At 71.3% G+C, this 17,175-nt stretch carries 15 protein-coding genes; 11 read left to right on the top strand and 4 right to left on the bottom strand.

The window, feature by feature from the left end; genetic code table 11:
• The first annotated feature begins 141 nt into the window (after window positions 1–141).
• From MRBLWH3_RS17750 to MRBLWH3_RS17720, 7 genes are all read left to right on the top strand, one after another.
• Window positions 142–480 carry a hypothetical protein gene (locus MRBLWH3_RS17750; protein WP_363434853.1) on the top strand — a complete coding sequence of 113 codons (339 nt, stop codon included), beginning with the start codon at window positions 142–144 and terminating at the stop codon, window positions 478–480.
• A gap of 119 nt (window positions 481–599) precedes the next feature.
• Complete coding sequence (locus tag MRBLWH3_RS17745; RefSeq protein WP_363434850.1) at window positions 600–1,493, top strand: ABC transporter ATP-binding protein; 894 nt, start codon at window positions 600–602, stop codon at window positions 1,491–1,493.
• Window positions 1,490–2,356: an ABC transporter permease gene (locus MRBLWH3_RS17740; RefSeq protein ID WP_363434847.1), complete on the top strand. Its 867-nt coding sequence runs from the start codon at window positions 1,490–1,492 to the stop codon at window positions 2,354–2,356. The genes MRBLWH3_RS17745 and MRBLWH3_RS17740 overlap by 4 nt, the downstream gene beginning before the upstream one ends.
• Window positions 2,357–2,425: 69 nt before the next feature.
• Window positions 2,426–3,682, top strand: coding sequence for a sensor histidine kinase (locus MRBLWH3_RS17735; RefSeq protein WP_363434844.1), 1,257 nt, complete (start codon window positions 2,426–2,428; stop codon window positions 3,680–3,682).
• A complete protein-coding gene (locus MRBLWH3_RS17730; RefSeq protein WP_363434841.1) occupies window positions 3,679–4,311 on the top strand; it encodes a response regulator transcription factor in 633 nt (210 codons plus the stop codon). The genes MRBLWH3_RS17735 and MRBLWH3_RS17730 overlap by 4 nt, the downstream gene beginning before the upstream one ends.
• 10 nt (window positions 4,312–4,321) lie before the next feature.
• Window positions 4,322–4,564, top strand: coding sequence for a FitA-like ribbon-helix-helix domain-containing protein (locus MRBLWH3_RS17725; RefSeq protein ID WP_363434838.1), 243 nt, complete (start codon window positions 4,322–4,324; stop codon window positions 4,562–4,564).
• Between the two features lie 189 nt (window positions 4,565–4,753).
• Window positions 4,754–4,876 (top strand): Wadjet anti-phage system protein JetD domain-containing protein, encoded by a 123-nt coding sequence (locus tag MRBLWH3_RS17720; RefSeq protein WP_363435619.1) that lies wholly within the window; start codon window positions 4,754–4,756, stop codon window positions 4,874–4,876.
• Between the two features lie 85 nt (window positions 4,877–4,961).
• Here MRBLWH3_RS17720 and MRBLWH3_RS17715 read toward each other — a convergent pair whose 3' ends face one another.
• Together MRBLWH3_RS17715 and aceB are read right to left on the bottom strand one after the other, a co-directional pair.
• On the bottom strand, window positions 4,962–6,557 hold the full coding sequence (locus tag MRBLWH3_RS17715; protein ID WP_363434835.1) for an isocitrate lyase: 1,596 nt from the start codon (window positions 6,555–6,557) through the stop codon (window positions 4,962–4,964).
• A 56-nt stretch (window positions 6,558–6,613) separates the two neighbouring features.
• Window positions 6,614–8,254 (bottom strand): malate synthase A, encoded by a 1,641-nt coding sequence (gene aceB / locus MRBLWH3_RS17710; protein WP_363435616.1) that lies wholly within the window; start codon window positions 8,252–8,254, stop codon window positions 6,614–6,616.
• Between the two features lie 285 nt (window positions 8,255–8,539).
• Here aceB and MRBLWH3_RS17705 point away from each other — a divergent pair, with 285 nt between their 5' ends.
• From MRBLWH3_RS17705 to MRBLWH3_RS17695, 3 genes are read left to right on the top strand one after another with little or no spacing between them, the layout of a single operon-like run.
• Window positions 8,540–10,018, top strand: coding sequence for a helix-turn-helix domain-containing protein (locus MRBLWH3_RS17705; RefSeq protein ID WP_363434832.1), 1,479 nt, complete (start codon window positions 8,540–8,542; stop codon window positions 10,016–10,018).
• A 56-nt stretch (window positions 10,019–10,074) separates the two neighbouring features.
• The gene (locus MRBLWH3_RS17700; RefSeq protein ID WP_363434829.1) at window positions 10,075–11,262 is read left to right on the top strand and encodes an amidohydrolase family protein; all 1,188 of its coding nucleotides are present in this window, start codon (window positions 10,075–10,077) and stop codon (window positions 11,260–11,262) included.
• Window positions 11,259–12,536: a glutamine synthetase family protein gene (locus MRBLWH3_RS17695; protein ID WP_363434826.1), complete on the top strand. Its 1,278-nt coding sequence runs from the start codon at window positions 11,259–11,261 to the stop codon at window positions 12,534–12,536. The genes MRBLWH3_RS17700 and MRBLWH3_RS17695 overlap by 4 nt, the downstream gene beginning before the upstream one ends.
• An 18-nt stretch (window positions 12,537–12,554) precedes the next feature.
• Here the strand turns inward: MRBLWH3_RS17695 and MRBLWH3_RS17690 are convergent, their stop codons facing one another.
• The gene (locus tag MRBLWH3_RS17690; protein ID WP_363434823.1) at window positions 12,555–13,943 is read right to left on the bottom strand and encodes an NAD(P)/FAD-dependent oxidoreductase; all 1,389 of its coding nucleotides are present in this window, start codon (window positions 13,941–13,943) and stop codon (window positions 12,555–12,557) included.
• Window positions 13,944–14,125: 182 nt separating this feature from the next.
• Window positions 14,126–15,655: a PucR family transcriptional regulator gene (locus tag MRBLWH3_RS17685; RefSeq protein ID WP_363434820.1), complete on the bottom strand. Its 1,530-nt coding sequence runs from the start codon at window positions 15,653–15,655 to the stop codon at window positions 14,126–14,128.
• Between the two features lie 92 nt (window positions 15,656–15,747).
• Here MRBLWH3_RS17685 and gabT point away from each other — a divergent pair, with 92 nt between their 5' ends.
• Entirely contained in the window at window positions 15,748–17,109 is a 1,362-nt protein-coding gene (gabT, locus tag MRBLWH3_RS17680) for a 4-aminobutyrate--2-oxoglutarate transaminase (protein ID WP_363434817.1), read from the top strand.
• Window positions 17,110–17,175 lie beyond the last annotated feature (66 nt).

Below are 17,175 nucleotides of genomic sequence, written 5' to 3'. Positions count from 1 at the left end.
TAGTCGGCGCCTCGCGACGTTTCAGCCGCCGATCGCGCACGCGTGGCCCGCTCGTGTGCGCGATTCGGGCGCGACACGACGGAGCGTCCGATCGGTAAGCGCACTTCCGGATCGGCCCGGGGGCGCGGTACCCTATGCGTCGTGGACGCCTGGATCTGGGGAGCCGTCGTGCTCGCCATCGTGCTCGTCATCGCCGGTGGCATCGCGTGGTGGCTCGCGCGCGGCTGCGTGCTGACGATGATCGGCGCCACGGGCGCTGTCGTCGGCGGCGTCATGTCGCTCATCGCCCTGGTGGTGCTGCTCGACCCCGACGTCGGCCTGCGCGTCGCATTCATCGTGACGGTCGGTTCCGGGGTGTGGCTGCTCGCGTGGGCGCTCGCGGGAGGCATCCGCGGTCAGCGCCTGCTGCGCGCCGAGGAGCGGGCGGCCGGCGCGGCGGCTCCGGCTCCCGTGCCGGTGACGACTGCACAGGGTCACTGACCGGATCGCGCCGCGGGCAGCGGGAGCGCACGGTGGACGACGGCATCCACCGAATGGGGGATGCCTTCTCCTGCGGATGACGGCTGGGCGCAGCATCCGTTCCCGGCGACGCTGGAAGCATGCAGACACTAGCGGTGCGGGTGCGGAACCTGCGCAAGACGTACGGCGATCGCACGGTCGTCGACGGGGTGTCGTTCGAGATCGAGCGCGGCGAGACGTTCGCCCTCCTCGGGCCGAACGGCGCCGGCAAGTCGACCACCGTCGAGATCCTCGAGGGGTACCGGCGGCGCACAGGCGGCGACGTCGAGGTGCTCGGCGTCGACCCCGCCACGGGTGGCCTCGACCTCAAGGCGCGACTGGGCATCGTGCTCCAGTCGACCGGCCAGTCCGGCCTCGTCACGGTCCGCGAGCAGTTGCGGCAGTTCGCGGGCTTCTACCCGGATCCGCGCGACGTCGACGACGTGATCGCCGCCGTCGGCCTCGAGGCGCAGGCGAAGACCCGCATCTCGAAGCTCTCGGGCGGACAGCAGCGACGGGTCGACGTGGCCCTCGGCATCATCGGTCGCCCCGAGCTGCTGTTCCTCGACGAGCCCACGACAGGCTTCGACCCGCACGCCCGTCGCGAGTTCTGGGAGCTCATCCGGCGCCTCCAGGCCGAAGGCACGACGATCGTGCTGACCACGCATTACCTGGACGAGGCGGCGCAGCTCGCCGACCGCGTCGCGGTGATCGCCGCCGGACGGCTGCAGGCGATCGGCCCCGTCGCGGGGTTCGGCGGTGAGGCTGCGCGGGTGCCGATCGTGCGATGGGTGGAGAACGGGATGCTGCGCCACGAGCGCACCGAGGACCCCTTCGCGTTCGCGACCGCCCTGGCGGCGCGGCTGGGCGGCGCGCCCGCCGAGCTCGAAATCGTGCGGCCGAGCCTCGAGGACGTCTACCTCGAAATGGTCGGTGAGACCACCGCGGAGGCGACCGCGGGTGCGGCCGCCGAGAAGAAGGGAGCGGTGCGATGAGCGTCACCGTCGAGGGGTCGCGTGCCGTCGGTATCCGTTCGCGTCGCCCGCGGCGCAATGTCCTGAGCGTCGGCATCTGGCGCACGCGGTTCGAGCTGGCGCAGTACTTCCGCTCGGGCGACACGCTGTTCTTCACGTTCCTCTTCCCCGTCTTCATGCTGGGCCTGTTCAGCGTCGCGTTCGGGTCGGACGGCGACGTGCAGATCGCTCCTGGCGTGCCACCGATCTCGATGGCCGAGCTGTATCTGCCCGGCATGATCGCCGCGGGCCTGCTGCTCTCGGGCTTCCAGAATCTGGCCATGGACATCGCGATCGAGCGCTCCGACGGCATGCTCAAGCGACTCGGCGGCACGCCGCTGTCGCCGGTGAGCTACTTCATCGGCAAGATCGGGCAGGTGCTGGTCACGGGAGTGCTGCAGTCCGCACTGCTGCTGGTGTTCGCCTCCGCGGTGCTCGGCGTCGAGCTGCCGACCGAGCCGGAGCGCTGGATGACCTTCGCCTGGGTGTTCGTCCTCGGGATCACGACGTCGGCCCTCCTCGGTGTCGCGCTGTCGTCCGTGCCGCGCACCGCGAAGAGTGCCACCGCCGTCGTCGTTCCGATCGCCCTCGCGCTGCAGTTCATCTCGGGCGTGTACCTCACGTTCTCGCAGCTGCCGGACTGGCTGCAGAACGTCGCGGGGCTGTTCCCGCTCAAGTGGATGGCACAGGGCATGCGTGCGGTGTTCCTGCCCGACGCGTACGCGGCACTCGAGCAGAACGGCGAGTGGAACCTCGCAGGCGTCGCGATCGCTCTCGGAATCTGGTTGATCGTGGGTCTGGTGCTGTCGCGCGTCACCTTCCGCTGGATCCGGCGCGACGCATAGCCTGACGGTGCCCCGCCTCCGCGGATCGCGCGGAGACCGGGCGCCGATCGCCGAAACGGGAGAGGGAAGATGCTGACGAAGCGGGGATGGGACGCGATCGTGTCGATCGTGTCGGCCGTCATCGCCATCGCGCTCGTCTTCCTCTTCCCGCCCGCCAACGCCGCCCGCACGGCGATCGCCCTCGCGGCGATCGGCCTCTTCGTCCTGGGCTATGCCCTGATCGGTCGCGGCGCGATCGAGCCTCCGCGCGCGGCATGGCGGTACCCCGCCTTCCTGTCGGTGGCAGCGGTCGCCGCGGGGATCGGCGCCGGCGCGGCGCCGTTCATGGCGATGCTCCAGACCTTGGCGTACCCCCTGGTGTGGGTCATCGGCGACTCCCGGCGTCGCGGCATCGGCGGATCGGCGGTCATCGCGGGGAGCGTCTTCGTGGGGGCGAGCTTCGGTTACGGCCTGAACCTGGATTCCCTGCTCGCCGGCGCGACCACCGCGGTCTTCTCCCTCTCGTTCGCGATCGCCATCGGCCTGTGGATCGCCCGCATCGCCGAGTACGGCGAGGAGCGCGAGCGCCTGCTGGCCGAACTGACCGCGGCGCAGACCCAGGTCGAGGCGCTCAGCCGCGAGCGCGGCGCGTCGGCCGAGCGCGAGCGTCTCGCCCGCGACATCCACGACACCCTGGCGCAGACTCTCGCGGGCCTCGTGATCTTCGCCGAGCGCGCGGGGCGGCAATCCAGGGACGGGCAGACGGATGCTGCCGCCACCACGATCGCGACCGTCGAACGGGTCGCGCGCGACGCCCTCGCCGAGGCCCGGGCGCTCGTCGCCCGCACGGCGGCCGTTCCCCGCGAGCCGGCCTTCGGCGCCGCGGTCGAGCGTCTCATCGATCGGTTCCGCGAACACGGCGCGGCGCGCATCGCGCTCGACACCGCCGGCGTGCGGGGCGACCTGGACCGCGAGGCGCAGGTGGTGCTGCTGCGCTGCCTGCAGGAGGCGCTGTCGAACGTGACGAAGCACGCCGGCGCCGCGAAGGTGACCGTGCGCGTGGAGGTCGCGGCGGACGGCGCCGCGGTGCTCGAGGTGCGCGACGACGGACGAGGCTTCGACGTCTCCCGGCCGGGAAGCGGCTTCGGGCTGGACGGCATGCGCGAGCGCGTGGCGCTGGCCGGGGGCGCGTTCGATGTCGCCTCCGTGCCGGGCGAGGGCGCGACGCTGACGGTCAGGCTTCCTGCGGCGTCGGGCGACGCGCAGGGCGAGGCGGTCCCGGCGGCCCCGGCCACGACGGGCGATGCCGCGGCCGACGCGATGCCGACGATGGGGGAACACCCATGATCAGGCTGCTCATCGCCGACGACCACCCGGTCGTGCGCGCCGGCCTCTCCGGGCTGCTCTCGGACGAGCCCGGCTTCGAGGTCGTTGCCGAGGCATCCGACGGCGACGAAGCGGTCCGCCTCGCGGCCGCGACCCGTCCCGATGTCGTGCTGATGGATCTGCGCATGCCGAAGGTCGACGGCGTCGCTGCCACCGCGCGGATCGCGGGGGGAGAGGCGGGCGACCCGCCGCCGCGCGTGCTGATCCTCACCACCTATGAGTCCGACGACCAGATCCTGGCGGCCATCGAGGCGGGCGCCACGGGGTACCTCCTGAAGGCCGCACCGCAGGCCGAGATCGTCGCGGGAATCCGCTCGGTGGCGGCGGGGCAGTCGGCGCTGTCGCCCCAGGTGGCGGTGCGGCTCGTGGAGCGGATGCGGCGCCCCGCGCCCGAGACCGTGCTCACCGTGAGGGAACTTGACGTGCTGCGGCTGGTCGCCACCGGCCACAGCAACAAGCAGATCGCCGCCGTGCTCGGCATCGGCGAGTCCACCGTCAAGACGCATCTGCTCAAGGTGTTCGAGAAGCTCGGCGTCGCCGACCGCACCCGCGCCGTGACCCTCGCCATGGAGCGCGGACTGCTGAGCTGACGACCTTCACATGCGTCATGATCGCAGGTCGAACCTCCAGGTCCGCGACGTGCCCGAATGCGTCCACCGCACGCTGAAGGCCCGCGCGGCCGCGTCGGGACGCAGCCTGTCGGATGACGTCCTCGAGATCCTCGAGCGCGAAGCGCAGCACCCGACCCTCGACGAACTCCTCGACCGCGTGCGTACCCGCGGCGCTGTCGATCTCGGCGACGAGGCTCAGAAGATCCTGCGGGCAGAACGCGACGCCGCGTGACGGCGGTGATCGCCGCGTCGGTGCTCGTCGAGCTGTTGGCGATGAGCCCGCTCGGCGAGCGGGCCGTCGAACAGTCGCGCGGTCACGCATTCGCCGGTGCCGGGGCTGTCTCCTCGCCTGGACGCAGAATCGACGTCGAAGAACTCGATCGCCTGAGGGAGCGGCACGCCGCATGGCGGGTTCTGCGACATCGCCGACCACGACCTGTACGACGATCTCGTGACTGACCGGCTCGGTCCCGCGGTCCGCCTGGAGCAGGCGCGCATCGACTGGGACTGGGCTCTCGCCCGCCTGCGAGAGCGTTTCGTGTGAGGCGCTCGTCCCGGCGACGGGGAGGGACGACGGATGCCTCGACCCGGCGGGTTCGCCGGGTCGAGGCATCCGCTCTCTTGAGAACTCAGCTGAACTGGTTCATCGTGTTGTGCTGCCCGCCCGCCTTGAGGGCGGCGTCGCCGGCGAAGTACGCCTTGTGGTTGTCGCCGATGTCGCTTCCGGCCATGTTCTGGTGCTTGACCGTGGCGATGCCCTCGCGGATCTCGCGACGCTGGACGCCCTTCACATACGCGAGCATGCCCTCGTCGCCGAAGTAGCCCTTCGCGAGGCTGTCGGTCGACAGCGCCGCCGTGTGGTACGTCGGGAGCGTGATGAGGTGGTGGAAGATCCCGGCGCGCGCCGAGCCGTCGCGCTGGAACGTGCGGATCTTCTCGTCGGCCAGCCGCGCCAGCTCGGTGTCGTCGTAGTCGACGCTCATCAGGTCACCGCGGTCGTAGGCCGAGACGTCCTCGCCCTGCTCGGCGAGCAGGTCGTACGCCTGCTGGCGGAAACTGAGCGTCCAGTTGAACGACGGGCTGTTGTTGTAGACGAGCTTCGCGTTCGGGATCTCCTTGCGGATCGCGTCGACCATGCCGGCGATCTGCTCCACGTGGGGCTTCTCGGTCTCGATCCACAGCAGGTCGGCGCCGTTCTGCAGCGACGTGATGCAGTCGAGCACGACGCGCGCCTCGCCGGTCCCCGAGCGGAACTGGTACAGGTTGCTGGCGAGGCGCTTCGGCCGCAGCAGCTTTCCGTCGCGCTTGATGACGACGTCGCCGTTGCCGAGGTCGGCGCCTGAGATCTCCTCGACGTCGAGGAAGGCGTTGTACTGGTCGCCGAGGTCGCCGGGCCGGTGCGTGACCGCGAGCTTCTGCGTGAGTCCGGCGCCGAGCGAGTCGGTGCGGGCGACGATGATGCCGTTCTCGATCCCGAGCTCGAGGAACGCGTAGCGCACCGCGGTGAGCTTCGCGATGAAGTCCTCGTGCGGAACCGTGACCTTGCCGTCCTGATGGCCGCACTGCTTCTCGTCCGACACCTGGTTCTCGATCTGGATCGCGCACGCGCCCGCCTCGATCATCTTCTTCGCCAGGAGGTACGTGGCCTCGGGGTTGCCGAAGCCGGCGTCGATGTCGGCGATGATCGGCACCACGTGGGTCTCGTAGTTGTCGATCTGCGACTGGACGAACTCGACGGCGGTCTCGTCGCCGGCGACGCGAGCCTGGTCCAGCTTGGTGAAGAGCAGGTCGAGCTCACGCGCATCCGCCTGGCGGAGGAACGTGTACAGCTCCTCGATGAGGGCGGGCACCGCCGTCTTCTCGTGCATCGACTGGTCGGGAAGCGGGCCGAACTCCGAGCGGAGCGCGGCGACCATCCACCCCGAGAGGTAGAGGTAGCGCTTGTTCGTGCTCTTCAGGTGCTTCTTGATCGAGATCAGCTTCTGCTGGCCGATGAAGCCGTGCCAGACGCCGAGCGACTGGGTGTAGACCGACGAATCGGCGTCGTACTCGGCCATGTCGCGGCGCATGATGTCGGCCGTGTACTGGGCGATCTCGAGCCCCGTCCGGAAGCGGTTCTGCGCCCGCATGCGGGCAGCGGACTCGGGGTCGATGGCATCCCAGCCGCGGCCGTGCTGCTCCTTGAGCGCCCGGATGGCTTCGATGTCGTCTTGGTAGGCAGTCATGTCAATTCCTTCTGTCGGTGGGGAGGGTGGCTCGCACGAGCCATGGCTGAAGCGCGTCACTCGGTCTCGACGAGGTACTTCGCGTAGGCGGGCAGCGTCAGGAACGCCGGGAAGTCCTGGCCGAGCGCGACCTCGCGGAAGATGTCCGCGGCGTCGTCGAACCGGTCGCCCTCGCGGCGGTCCGCCTCGGCCAGCACCTGGGAGATGAGAGCCTCGATCGAGTCCCGCGTGATCGCGGTGCCGTCCTCGGTGGTGCGGTCCTGGTGGATCCACTGCCACACCTGGCTGCGGCTGATCTCGGCGGTGGCGGCATCCTCCATGAGGTTGTCGATCGCCACCGCGCCGAGGCCCCTCAGCCACGCTTCGATGTAGCGGATCGCCACCGACACATTGCCGTGCACGCCTGCCGCCGTGATCGGACGCCCGATGTGGACGTCGATCAGGTCGGAGGCCTTCACCTCGACCTCGGGACGCTGGCGGTCGAGCTGGTTCGGCCGCTCGCCCAGCACCGCGTCGAACTCCGCGCGGGCCACCGGGATCAGGTCGGGGTGGGCGACCCACGTGCCGTCGAAGCCGTCGCCGGCCTCGCGCTTCTTGTCGGCGGCGACCTTCTCGAAGGCGCGCCGGGTGACCTCGGGGTCGCGGCGGTTCGGGATGAAGGCGCTCATGCCGCCGATCGCGAAGGCGCCGCGCTTGTGGCACGTCTTCACGAGCAGCTCGGTGTACGCCCGCATGAACGGCACTGTCATCGTGACCTCGCTGCGGTCGGGCAGCACGAAGCGTGCGCCGCGGCCGCGGTAGTTCTTGATGATCGAGAAGATGTAGTCCCAGCGACCCGCGTTGAGGCCCGCGATGTGGTCGCGCAGCTCGAACAGGATCTCCTCCATCTCGAAGGCGGCCGGCAGGGTCTCGATCAGCACGGTCGCGCGGACGGTGCCGTGCGGGAGACGCAAGTACTGCTCGCTGAACGTGAAGACGTCGTCCCACAGCTTCGCCTCTTCGCTCGACTCGAGCTTGGCGATGTAGAAGTAGGGGCCGCGGCCGTTCGCGATGAGCTGCTGCGCGTTGTGGAAGAAGTACAGGCCGAAGTCCACCAGCGAGCCCGACGCGGCCATCGTGCGGCCCGTGCGGTCGGTGAAGCGGATGTGCTGCTCGGGCAGGTGCCATCCGCGCGGACGCATCACGATCGTCGGCGTCTCGGTCGCCGTGACCTCGTAGTGCTTGCCTTCGGGGCTCGTGAACGACAACTCGCCGCGGATCGCGTCGCGCAGGCTCAGCTGGCCCTCGATGACGTTCTTCCAGGTCGGGCTCGTGGCGTCCTCCTGGTCGGCGAGCCACACCTTCGCGCCCGAGTTCAGTGCGTTGATCGTCATCTTCGGGTCGGTGGGGCCCGTGATCTCGACGCGGCGGTCCTCGAGGCCCGGGCCGGCGCCGGCGACCTTCCATTCCGCGTCCTCGCGGATGTGGCGGGTGTCGTCGCGGAACTGCGGGTCGTGCCCGTTGCCGATCTCGAAGCGGCGGCGCATGCGGTCGGCGAGCCGGTCGTGGCGGCGGGCGCCGAAGCGGTGGTGCAGCTCCGTGAGGAACGCCAGCGCCTCCGGCGTGAGGATCTCGTCGTAGCGGGGCGCGAGGCCTCCGGCGACCTCGATCGAGGGCTCGTGGGTCTGCGTGGGGATCGGGCCGGTGCGCGTGCGCATCGGGGTGGCTGTCGCAGGTGTCATGGTCCTGCCTTCCTGTCTGGGTCCGCTCACCTGTCGCGAAGTGCCAGGTCGAGTGGCACATCGTGACGGGTGAGCGAGGTGTGGAGTTCGTGAGGGATGCCTCGGCCCGGCGGAGTCGGCCGGGTCGCAGCATCCGTGATCCGCGTCTGGCTGGATCGGTGGTTCGTCGTGAGACCACTCTGCGGTGAAGTTCAGGGGTTGGCCCGACGAATCAGGGTGTGAAGTTTTCGGTTATTTCTGCTTTCGTGACAGAATCACGGCATGACGACGACGTTGACCTCCGATGTGCGCGGTGAAGTCCCGGACGATGGTGAGGTGGACCCCCTCACCATCGGCCGCCGCATCCGGCAGCTGCGCACCGATCGCGGCATGACGCTCGAAGAGCTCGCCGCCGCCGTCGACCGCGCGCCGAGCCAGCTGTCGATGATCGAGAACGGCCGGCGCGAGCCGAAGCTCACCCTGCTGCAGGCGATCGCACGTGCACTCGGGTCATCGATCGACGCGATCCTCGAGTCGCAGCCGCTCGACGAGCGCGCGACCCTCGAGATCTCCCTCGAGCGGGCCATGCGCGGGCAGACGTTCCAGGCGCTCGGCATCCCGCCGTTCCGCATCGGCAAGACGGTGCCGACCGAGGCGCTCAAGGCGATGCTGGCGCTGCAGGGCGAGATCGAGCGGCTTCGCGACGAGCGGGCCGCGACGCCCGAGGAGGCCCGGCGGGCGAATGTGGCGCTGCGCAAGCTCATGCGCACGCAGAGCAACTACTTCGCCGAGCTCGAGCTCCAGGCGCGGCGCATCCTCGACGCGGTCGACCATCCCGGTGGTCCGCTGACGCAGCGCACGGCATCAGACATCGCCGCGCACCTCGGCTTCACCCTGCACTACGTGCCCGACCTGCCGCAGACCACGCGTTCGGTCGCAGACATCAAGAACGGCCGCCTGTACCTCTCGAGTCGGCTCACCACGAAGGGCGACCCGCGCACGGCGGTGCTGCAGGCCCTCTCGAGCCGCATCCTCGGCCACCGCGAGCCCACCTCGTACGCGGACTTCCTGCGCCAGCGCGTGGAGACCAACTACCTCACCGGTGCGCTGCTCATCCCCGAGGCGCACGCGGTGCCGTTCCTGCAGGAGGCGAAGAAGGACCGCTCGATCTCCATCGAGGACCTCCGTGACGCGTACTCCGTGTCGTACGAGACGGCCGCGCACCGCTTCACCAACCTCGCGACGGTGCACCTCGGCCTCCCCGTGCACTTCCTCAAGGTCCACGAGTCGGGCGTCATCACGAAGGTCTACGAGAACGACGACGTGAACTTCCCGACCGACCGCCTGGGCGCGATCGAGGGGCAGATGTGCTGCCGCAAGTGGACGTCGCGCGTCGTCTTCGACGTCGACGACCACTTCAACCCGTACTACCAGTACACCGACACCGGGAATGGCACCTACTGGTGCACCGCACGGGTCGAGCTCTCCAGCGAGGGCGCTCATTCGATCAGTGTCGGCGTCCGCTTCGACGACACGAAGTGGTTCCTGGGCCGAGACACCCCGAACCGCGGTGTCTCGAAGCACTCCGTCGAGGTCTGCTGCCGCCGCGCGCCGGCGGAGCTCGAGGCGTCGTGGCGCGAGCAATCGTGGCCGAACGTGCGCACGCCGCGCACGCTGCTGGCTACCCTGCCCACCGGCTCGTTCCCCGGCGTCGACACCACCGACGTCTACGAGTTCCTCGAGGCGCACGCCCCGCGCTGACCGACGCAGCAACCCGGAGGGTTCCGCGCCGACCTGTCGACCACTACCGTGGCCGCATGCGCAACGCGCCGCCGCCCACCCTCGCCAGTGCGGCGGCGCCGAGTGCGGCCACGGTGCGCGATGCCGTGGGCGACGTCCTCAACGGCATCCGTCTCGTCGACCATCATGCCCACAGCGTCTTCGCGGACGATCTGGACGATGCCGGGTTCGAGACGGCCCTGTCCGAGTCCGGTGCGCCGCTGCGGCGGGGAGCGACGGCGTTCGACAGCCAGCTCGGCTTCGCGATCCGCCGCATCTGCGCGCCCGTCCTCGGGCTGGAGCCGTTCGCCGCTCCAGAGGTCTATCTGCGGCGGCGCCGCGAGCTCGGCACCCCTGAGGCTACACGGCGCCTGCTCGATGCGTCCGGCGTCGACGAGGTCCTCGTCGACGGCGGGTACGCGCCGGAGAGCCTACTCGGCGAGGCGCAGCTGTTCGCGTTCGGGCTGCGGATCCGCCCGATCGTGCGACTCGAGGCGGTCGCCGAAGCCTCCGCGGCTGCAGCGTCCGACGCGTCGGGGTTCATGGCCGAGCTCGACCGGCGCCTCGACGAGACGCGCGCGACAGCTGCCGGCTACAAGACCGTCGCCGCCTATCGCACGGGGCTCGCGCTGCCGCCCGCTCGCCCCACCGACAGGGAGGTCACGGCCGCCGCAGCGCGCTGGCTCGCCCGGCTCGCCGAGAGCGGCGCACCGCCGCGGCTCACCGACCAGGTTCTCATCCGGCATCTCATCTGGTGGGCGATCGACGCCGGGGCGGTGCTCCAGGTTCACGCGGGCTTCGGCGACTCGGACCTGAGGCTCGCCGGAGCCGACCCGCTGCTGCTGCAGCCGCTCATTGCGCGTTCCGCCGGCTCGGACGCGACGATCGCGCTCCTGCACTGCTATCCGTTCGAGCGGGCGGCGGGGTTCCTGTGCCACACGTACCCGCACGTCGTCATGGACGTCGGCTTGGCCGTTTCGCATCTGGGAGCCGCCGCGACCGGCGTCGTGGCGCGGTCGCTCGAACTCGCCCCGTTCTCGGCGGTGCTCTTCTCGACCGATGCGTGGGGGCTGCCCGAGCGCTACGCCGTCGGTGCGCGGCTGTGGCGTGAGGCTATGACGGACGTGCTGGCCGGGTTCGTCCAAGCAGGCCGCTGCTCGCTCGACGATGCCGCGCGCGTCGCCAAGATGATCGGGCGCGAGAACGCGGCGAGGATCTACGGATGACCCACGTTCCCGGCGACCTCGTCATCGGCTCGATCGTGGATCCGGGCGGTGTCCCGCGTGCGAAGGCGGTGCCCGCTTCCCGGGCGGGGGTGTTCGCGACGGCGGGCATGGGCGCCTCCCCCAGCTGGAACACGTTCTGCGTCGACGACCAGATCGCGTTCACCGGGCGCTTCTCGGTGGTGGGCGACCTGCGCCTGAGGATCGATCCCGCCGAGCTGCGCGACCTCGGCGGTGGCACGATGTGGGCGCCCGCGACCCTGTGCGCGCAGTCCGGCGAGCCCGACCCCGCGTGCACCCGCACCGCCCTGCGTCGCGCGGTCGAGCGGCTGTCGGCCCTGGGCCTCAGCGCGCTCGTCGGCCACGAACTGGAATTCGTCCTGGTGGATGCCGCGGCCTCGTCGCAGTGGTCGGCGTACGGGCTCGGCGTGCTCCGGGCCCAGCAGCCGTTCCTCGATGCGCTTCTGTCTCGCGCCAGGATCGCCGGGATCCAGCTTGCCCAGGTTCACGCCGAGTACGGCGAGGACCAGTTCGAGGCCTCGCTCCTCCCGCTCGACCCGGTGCGCGCGGCCGACGAGCTCATCCTTGCGCGGCTCGTGATCTCGCAGGCGGCGCGCGATGTCGGGCTCGCGGCCTCCTTCTCGCCCCTTCCTGCCGCAGCGGGGGCGGGCAACGGCGCCCATCAGCACCTCTCGCTGGCCCGCGACGGGTCGCCGCGATTCAGCCACGGCCGCGGACCGCACGGTCTCACGGACGACGGCGGCCACGCGATCGCGGGCATCCTGGACGCGTTGCCGGGCCTCATGGCGGTCCTCGCCGGATCCGTACTTTCGGAAGCGCGGATGAAGCCGGGCATGTGGTCGGGAGCGTCCCGGTGCTGGGGGCTGGAGAACCGGGAGGCGGCCGTGCGGCTGTGCACCGCGACCCCCGGCAATCCGGCGGGCGCGAGCATCGAGATCAAGCCCGTCGATCCGTCGGCGAACCCCTACTCCGCCTCCGCGGTGCTGCTCGAGGCGGCCCGCACGGGGATCGTCGAGGGCCGGACACTGCCGCCCGAGACTCAGGTCGATCCCGGCGCGATCGGAGGGATCGACCGGCTGCCGGTCGGCATCCCGGCTCAGCTCGAGCTCCTGCGGGCGTCGCCCGTCGCCGAGCGGGCGCTCGGCCCCGACATCCTCGAGGCGTTCGTCGCGGTGCGTACGCTCGAGCACCAGACGTTCGGCGACCGCGAGCTCGCCGAGGTGTGCGACCGCCTCCGCCTCGCCTGGTCGCTGTAGCTCCTGCCGGCGCGCGGCTCAGCGTCCGGCGACCCAGTCGGAGACGTGGGCCGGCCAGGCAGTGCGTTCAGAGCGGCCGGATGCCTCTGCCCGGTCGGCCAACCGATACGCGGTGTAGATCGCGTTCACGGCGGTCCACCTCAGGGGCTCGATCTCCCAGCGCTTCGCGCGGTGACCCACCCAGGGGAGGCGGGTGAGCCCGGTGTCGCGCTCCAGCACGAGATCGGCGAGCGTACGGCCCGCGAGGTTCGTCGCCGTGACGCCGGTGCCGACGTAGCCACCGGCCCAGCCGAGCCCCGTCGCGCGGTCATGGACGACCGTGGCGGTCCAGTCGCGGGACACGCCGAGCACGCCGGCCCAGGCGTGCGCGACGGGCACGCCCGCGGCATCAGGGAAGAACTCCCGCAGCAGCCGCCTGAGCGACGCGATCGTGCGCTCCTGCGTCCTGCCGTCGGTGTCGACGCGCGAGCCGTACCGGTACGGCACGCCTCGCCCGCCGAAGGCGATGCGGTCGTCGGCAGTGCGCTGCGCGTACATGTACACGTGTGCGAAGTCGCCGACCGTCTCGTGTCGGTCCCACCCGACGGCCTCCCAGAACGACGCAGGCAGCGGTTCGGTCACGATCATCGACGAGTTCATCGGCAGCCACGTGCGGTGCTCGCCGCGGAGGTCGGCGGTGAAGCCCTCGGTGGCCCGCAGCACATGCGTCGCGCGCACCGTGCCGCGATCGGTGACGGCCCGTCCGGGCGCGATCTCGCGCACGCGGGTCCGCTCGTGAAGGGGCACCCCGAGCCGCTCTACCGCCTCGGCGAGCCCGCGCACGAGCTTCGTCGGGTGCACGCGGGCGCAGTGCGGGTGCCAGACGGCGCCGAGCGTTCCGGCGATGCGGATCCGGGATGCTGCGGCTGCAGCATCCAGGATCTCCACGTCCGTGTGCGGCCATGACTGCTCGGCGACGGCGCCCGCGGTGAGGCGGCCGAGCTGGGCCGGGGTGCGGGCGACGCCGTACTCGCCGCCCTTGACGACATCGGCGTCGATGCCCTCGCGCGCGGCGACGGCGATGACCTCGTCGACCGCCTCGTTGAGCGCGCGCTGCTGCGCGACGGCGGCGTCTCGGCCGTGCGACTCGGCGTAGCGCTCGCGTCCGCCGGTGACGGTGTTGGTGAGCCAGCCGCCGTTGCGGCCGGAGGCCCCGAACCCGGCGAAGCGCTGCTCGAGCACGACGACCCGCAGGTCGGGCTGGGCGCGCTTCAGGTAGTACGCGGTCCAGAGGCCCGTGTAGCCGCCGCCCACGATGGCGACGTCGACGTCGATGTCGCCCGGCAGGGGAGCGCGAGGGGGAGGAGTGCCGCCGAGGCTGCGCCACCACCACGACACGTCGCCGTTGGGCACAGCCGGCTCGGTCATGCCCCCCATCCTGCCCCGCTGACGCGTGCTCACCGTCGGGCGATCTGTCGGAATTCGGGCCGCGGGCCGGCGATCTCTCCCGCCCGCCCCGCCCGCGCGGCTCGTCGACCCGCCGCAGCACGCCGGGGCCGTCTGCACCCGCGCGGCGTGTCGTGGCGCGTCGCGGGGTCGCCGGGAGCGGGTCACGAGGCGAGGGCGCGCAGCGCCGTCCACAGCTCGGCGCGAGTCGCGAACGACGAGAGGTCGCGACTCAGCACACGCTCGATGAGGGCGAGCCGGGTGCGCACGGTGTGGCGGTGCACGCCGAGAGATTGCGCGGATGCTTCATGGGAGCAGTCCTCGTCGAGCCACACCTTCAGCGTCTCGACGAGACGCGTGCCCTGCGCGGCGTCGTGGTCGTACAGCGGGGCGAGTTCCGCGCGCGCCAGCGCGCGGGCCTCGTCGGTGAGCGCCGACAGCACGCCGGCGCGGGCGACCTCGGCGAACTCGGTCACGGGACGGATGCCGCGATCCCGGGCGACGCGCGCCTGCCCCAGAGCCGCGGCGAACCCGTCGTAGCCGGTCGGGTCCGACAGGCCGACCCGCACGTCGTACCGCTCGACCAGGTCGGCGATGCCGGAGCGGTCGTCCGCGGGCACGACGAGCACGAGCCCGTCCTCGCCGCGGCCGAAGAACAGGGCGCCGCGCCGCTCGTCCGCCCAGAGCTCGAGCAGCTCGGCGATGCCGTCGACCCGTGCGGCCGCGGCATCCGTCAGTCCGACGACGACGGGGGCGGAGGGGAGCGGTCCCCACAGCTCGCGTGAGGCGCGTCGGGCGAGGGCGGGATCGCCGGTCAGCAGCGACTGCACGAGCCCCGCCCGCAGCGCGTTGCGCGCGCGACCGAGGCCCTGCTGCTGCTCGAGCGCGAGCCCGGCCATCGCGATGACGGCGGTGACGACGACGCGGCCCTCCTGGTCGAGGTCTCCGGCGGCGATCGCGATCACCCCCCGCAGGTGCCCGCCGCGGCCGAGCGTCTGCAGCGAGAACGGTGTCTCGCCGATGTGCAGCGACGAGCCGGCCCGCGCGCCGCGGTGCAGCACGCCCGTCACCTCCCGCTGCAGCGCCGCGGCCGTGTCGGCGCCGAGCCCGCCGACGGGGTGCTCGCGGGCCAGTTCGCCGGCGGCGTCGAACATCCCCACCCAGGTGTCGAGCTGCTTCGCGAGCTCGGCGACCGTCGCGCCGAGTCCGTCGGGGCGCAGCGCCGCCAGGGCGATCGCCCGCTGCGCCGCCAGTGCCCAGCTGCGCCGCGCGTACGCCTCTGCGGCGATCGCCTCGGCATTGGCCCGGGCGACGGCGATGAACGGCGTCCGGTACGGCACCTCGAACAGCGGAATGCGTTCGTCCCGGCACGCGTCGACCAGGGCTGGCGGGATGCCCTCGCGCACCACCTCGGTGCCGAAACCGAGGCCGACCACCCCCCGGGTCGCGAGCCGGTGGACGTAGGAACGGTAGACCCCGGCCGCGTCCGCGTCGTCCCCCTGGGGGAACTGCGTGCCCGTCGTGAGCAGCACGAGGCCCTCGGAGAGGAAAGGAGTCGGGTCGGCGAGGTCGGAGCTGTGCACCCAGCGGATGCCGCGGTCCAGGGTGCTCGGGTCGAGGTCGTCGCCGGCGAGGGACAGCTTGAGATCCCGCCGGGCGAGGAGGGCGCGAAGGGTGGGGGCGTCGGCGTCCATGATTTCCGAGTGTACGTCTTGTACAGCGAGGCGAACAGAATGTACACCCGGGCGGGTGCGTGGCCTTCCGCCCACGACATACGCTCCCCAGCATGAGCAGCGCAGCCGACATCATCACCGAAACGCCCCTCGGCGGTCCGACGCTTCCACAGGCGCGCCGCCTGGTCACCAGCATCCCCGGTCCCCGCTCGCAGGAGCTCCTCGACCGCAAGGCCGACGCCGTCGCCGCGGGCGTCGGACACACCGCGCCCGTGCAGGCCGTGGCGGCCGGAGGCGGCGTCATCGTCGACGCCGACGGCAATTCGCTCATCGATCTCGGCTCGGGCATCGCGGTGACCACGATCGGGAACGCGCACCCCAAGGTCGTCGCCGCGGTGCAGGAGCAGGTCGCCCGGTTCACCCACACGTGCTTCATGATCGCGCCGTACGACTCCTACGTGTCGGTCGCCGAGGCGCTCAACCGCATCACGCCCGGCGACCACGCCAAGAAGAGCGCCCTGTTCAACTCGGGTGCCGAGGCGGTGGAGAACGCGGTCAAGATCGCCCGCAAGTACACCGGCAAGCAGGCGGTCGTCGCGTTCGACCACGGTTACCACGGCCGCACCAACCTGACGATGGCGCTCACCGCGAAGTCGATGCCCTACAAGAGCGGCTTCGGCCCGTTCGCGTCGGAGATCTACCGCGCGCCGCTGTCGTACCCCTACCGCGACGGGCTCGACGGGGGCCTGGCGGCCAAGAAGGCCATCTCGATGATCGAGAAGCAGGTCGGGGCCGACAACCTCGCCGCCGTCATCATCGAGCCCATCCAGGGCGAGGGCGGCTTCATCGTCCCCGCCGACGGCTTCCTGCCTGCGCTCGTCGAGTGGTGCCGCGCGAACGACGTGGTCTTCATCGCCGACGAGATCCAGACCGGCTTCGCCCGTACGGGGGAGATGTTCGCGAGCGACCTGTTCGGCATCGTGCCGGACCTGATCACCACCGCCAAGGGCATCGCGGGGGGCCTGCCCCTGGCGGCCGTGACGGGCAGGGCCGAGATCATGGACGCCTCGCACGCGGGTGGCCTCGGCGGCACCTACGGCGGCAACCCGATAGCATGCGCCGCCGCGCTCGCCGCCATCGACGTGTTCGAGAACGACGGGATGCTCGAGCGCGCCCGCGAGATCGGGAGCGTCCTGAAGGGCCGCCTGCAGGAGCTGCAGGCATCCGACCCGCGCATCGGCGACGTGCGCGGCCACGGCGCGATGATCGCCGCCGAGTTCGTCGACCCCGCGACGGGCGAGCCCGACGCCGCGCTCACCGCCGCGGTTGCGAAGGCGTCCATCGCACAGGGCGTCATCGTGCTCACGTGCGGCACCTACGGGAACGTGATCCGCTTCCTGCCGCCGCTGTCGATCACCGACGACCTGCTCCACGAGGGCCTGGACGTCGTCGCCGCAGCGCTGGCTGCCTCTTGATCACGGATGCTGCGACCGCCGCACGCACGGCGGTCGCAGCATCCGTCTCCCTCTCCTGCTCGTCCA

It is taken from the genome of Microbacterium sp. LWH3-1.2, from assembly GCF_040675855.1.
In the GTDB taxonomy this organism is placed as follows: Bacteria; Actinomycetota; Actinomycetes; order Actinomycetales; family Microbacteriaceae; genus Microbacterium.
Note: the sequence above shows the minus strand (reverse complement) of the source record. Positions and strands in the feature narration are given on the sequence as shown.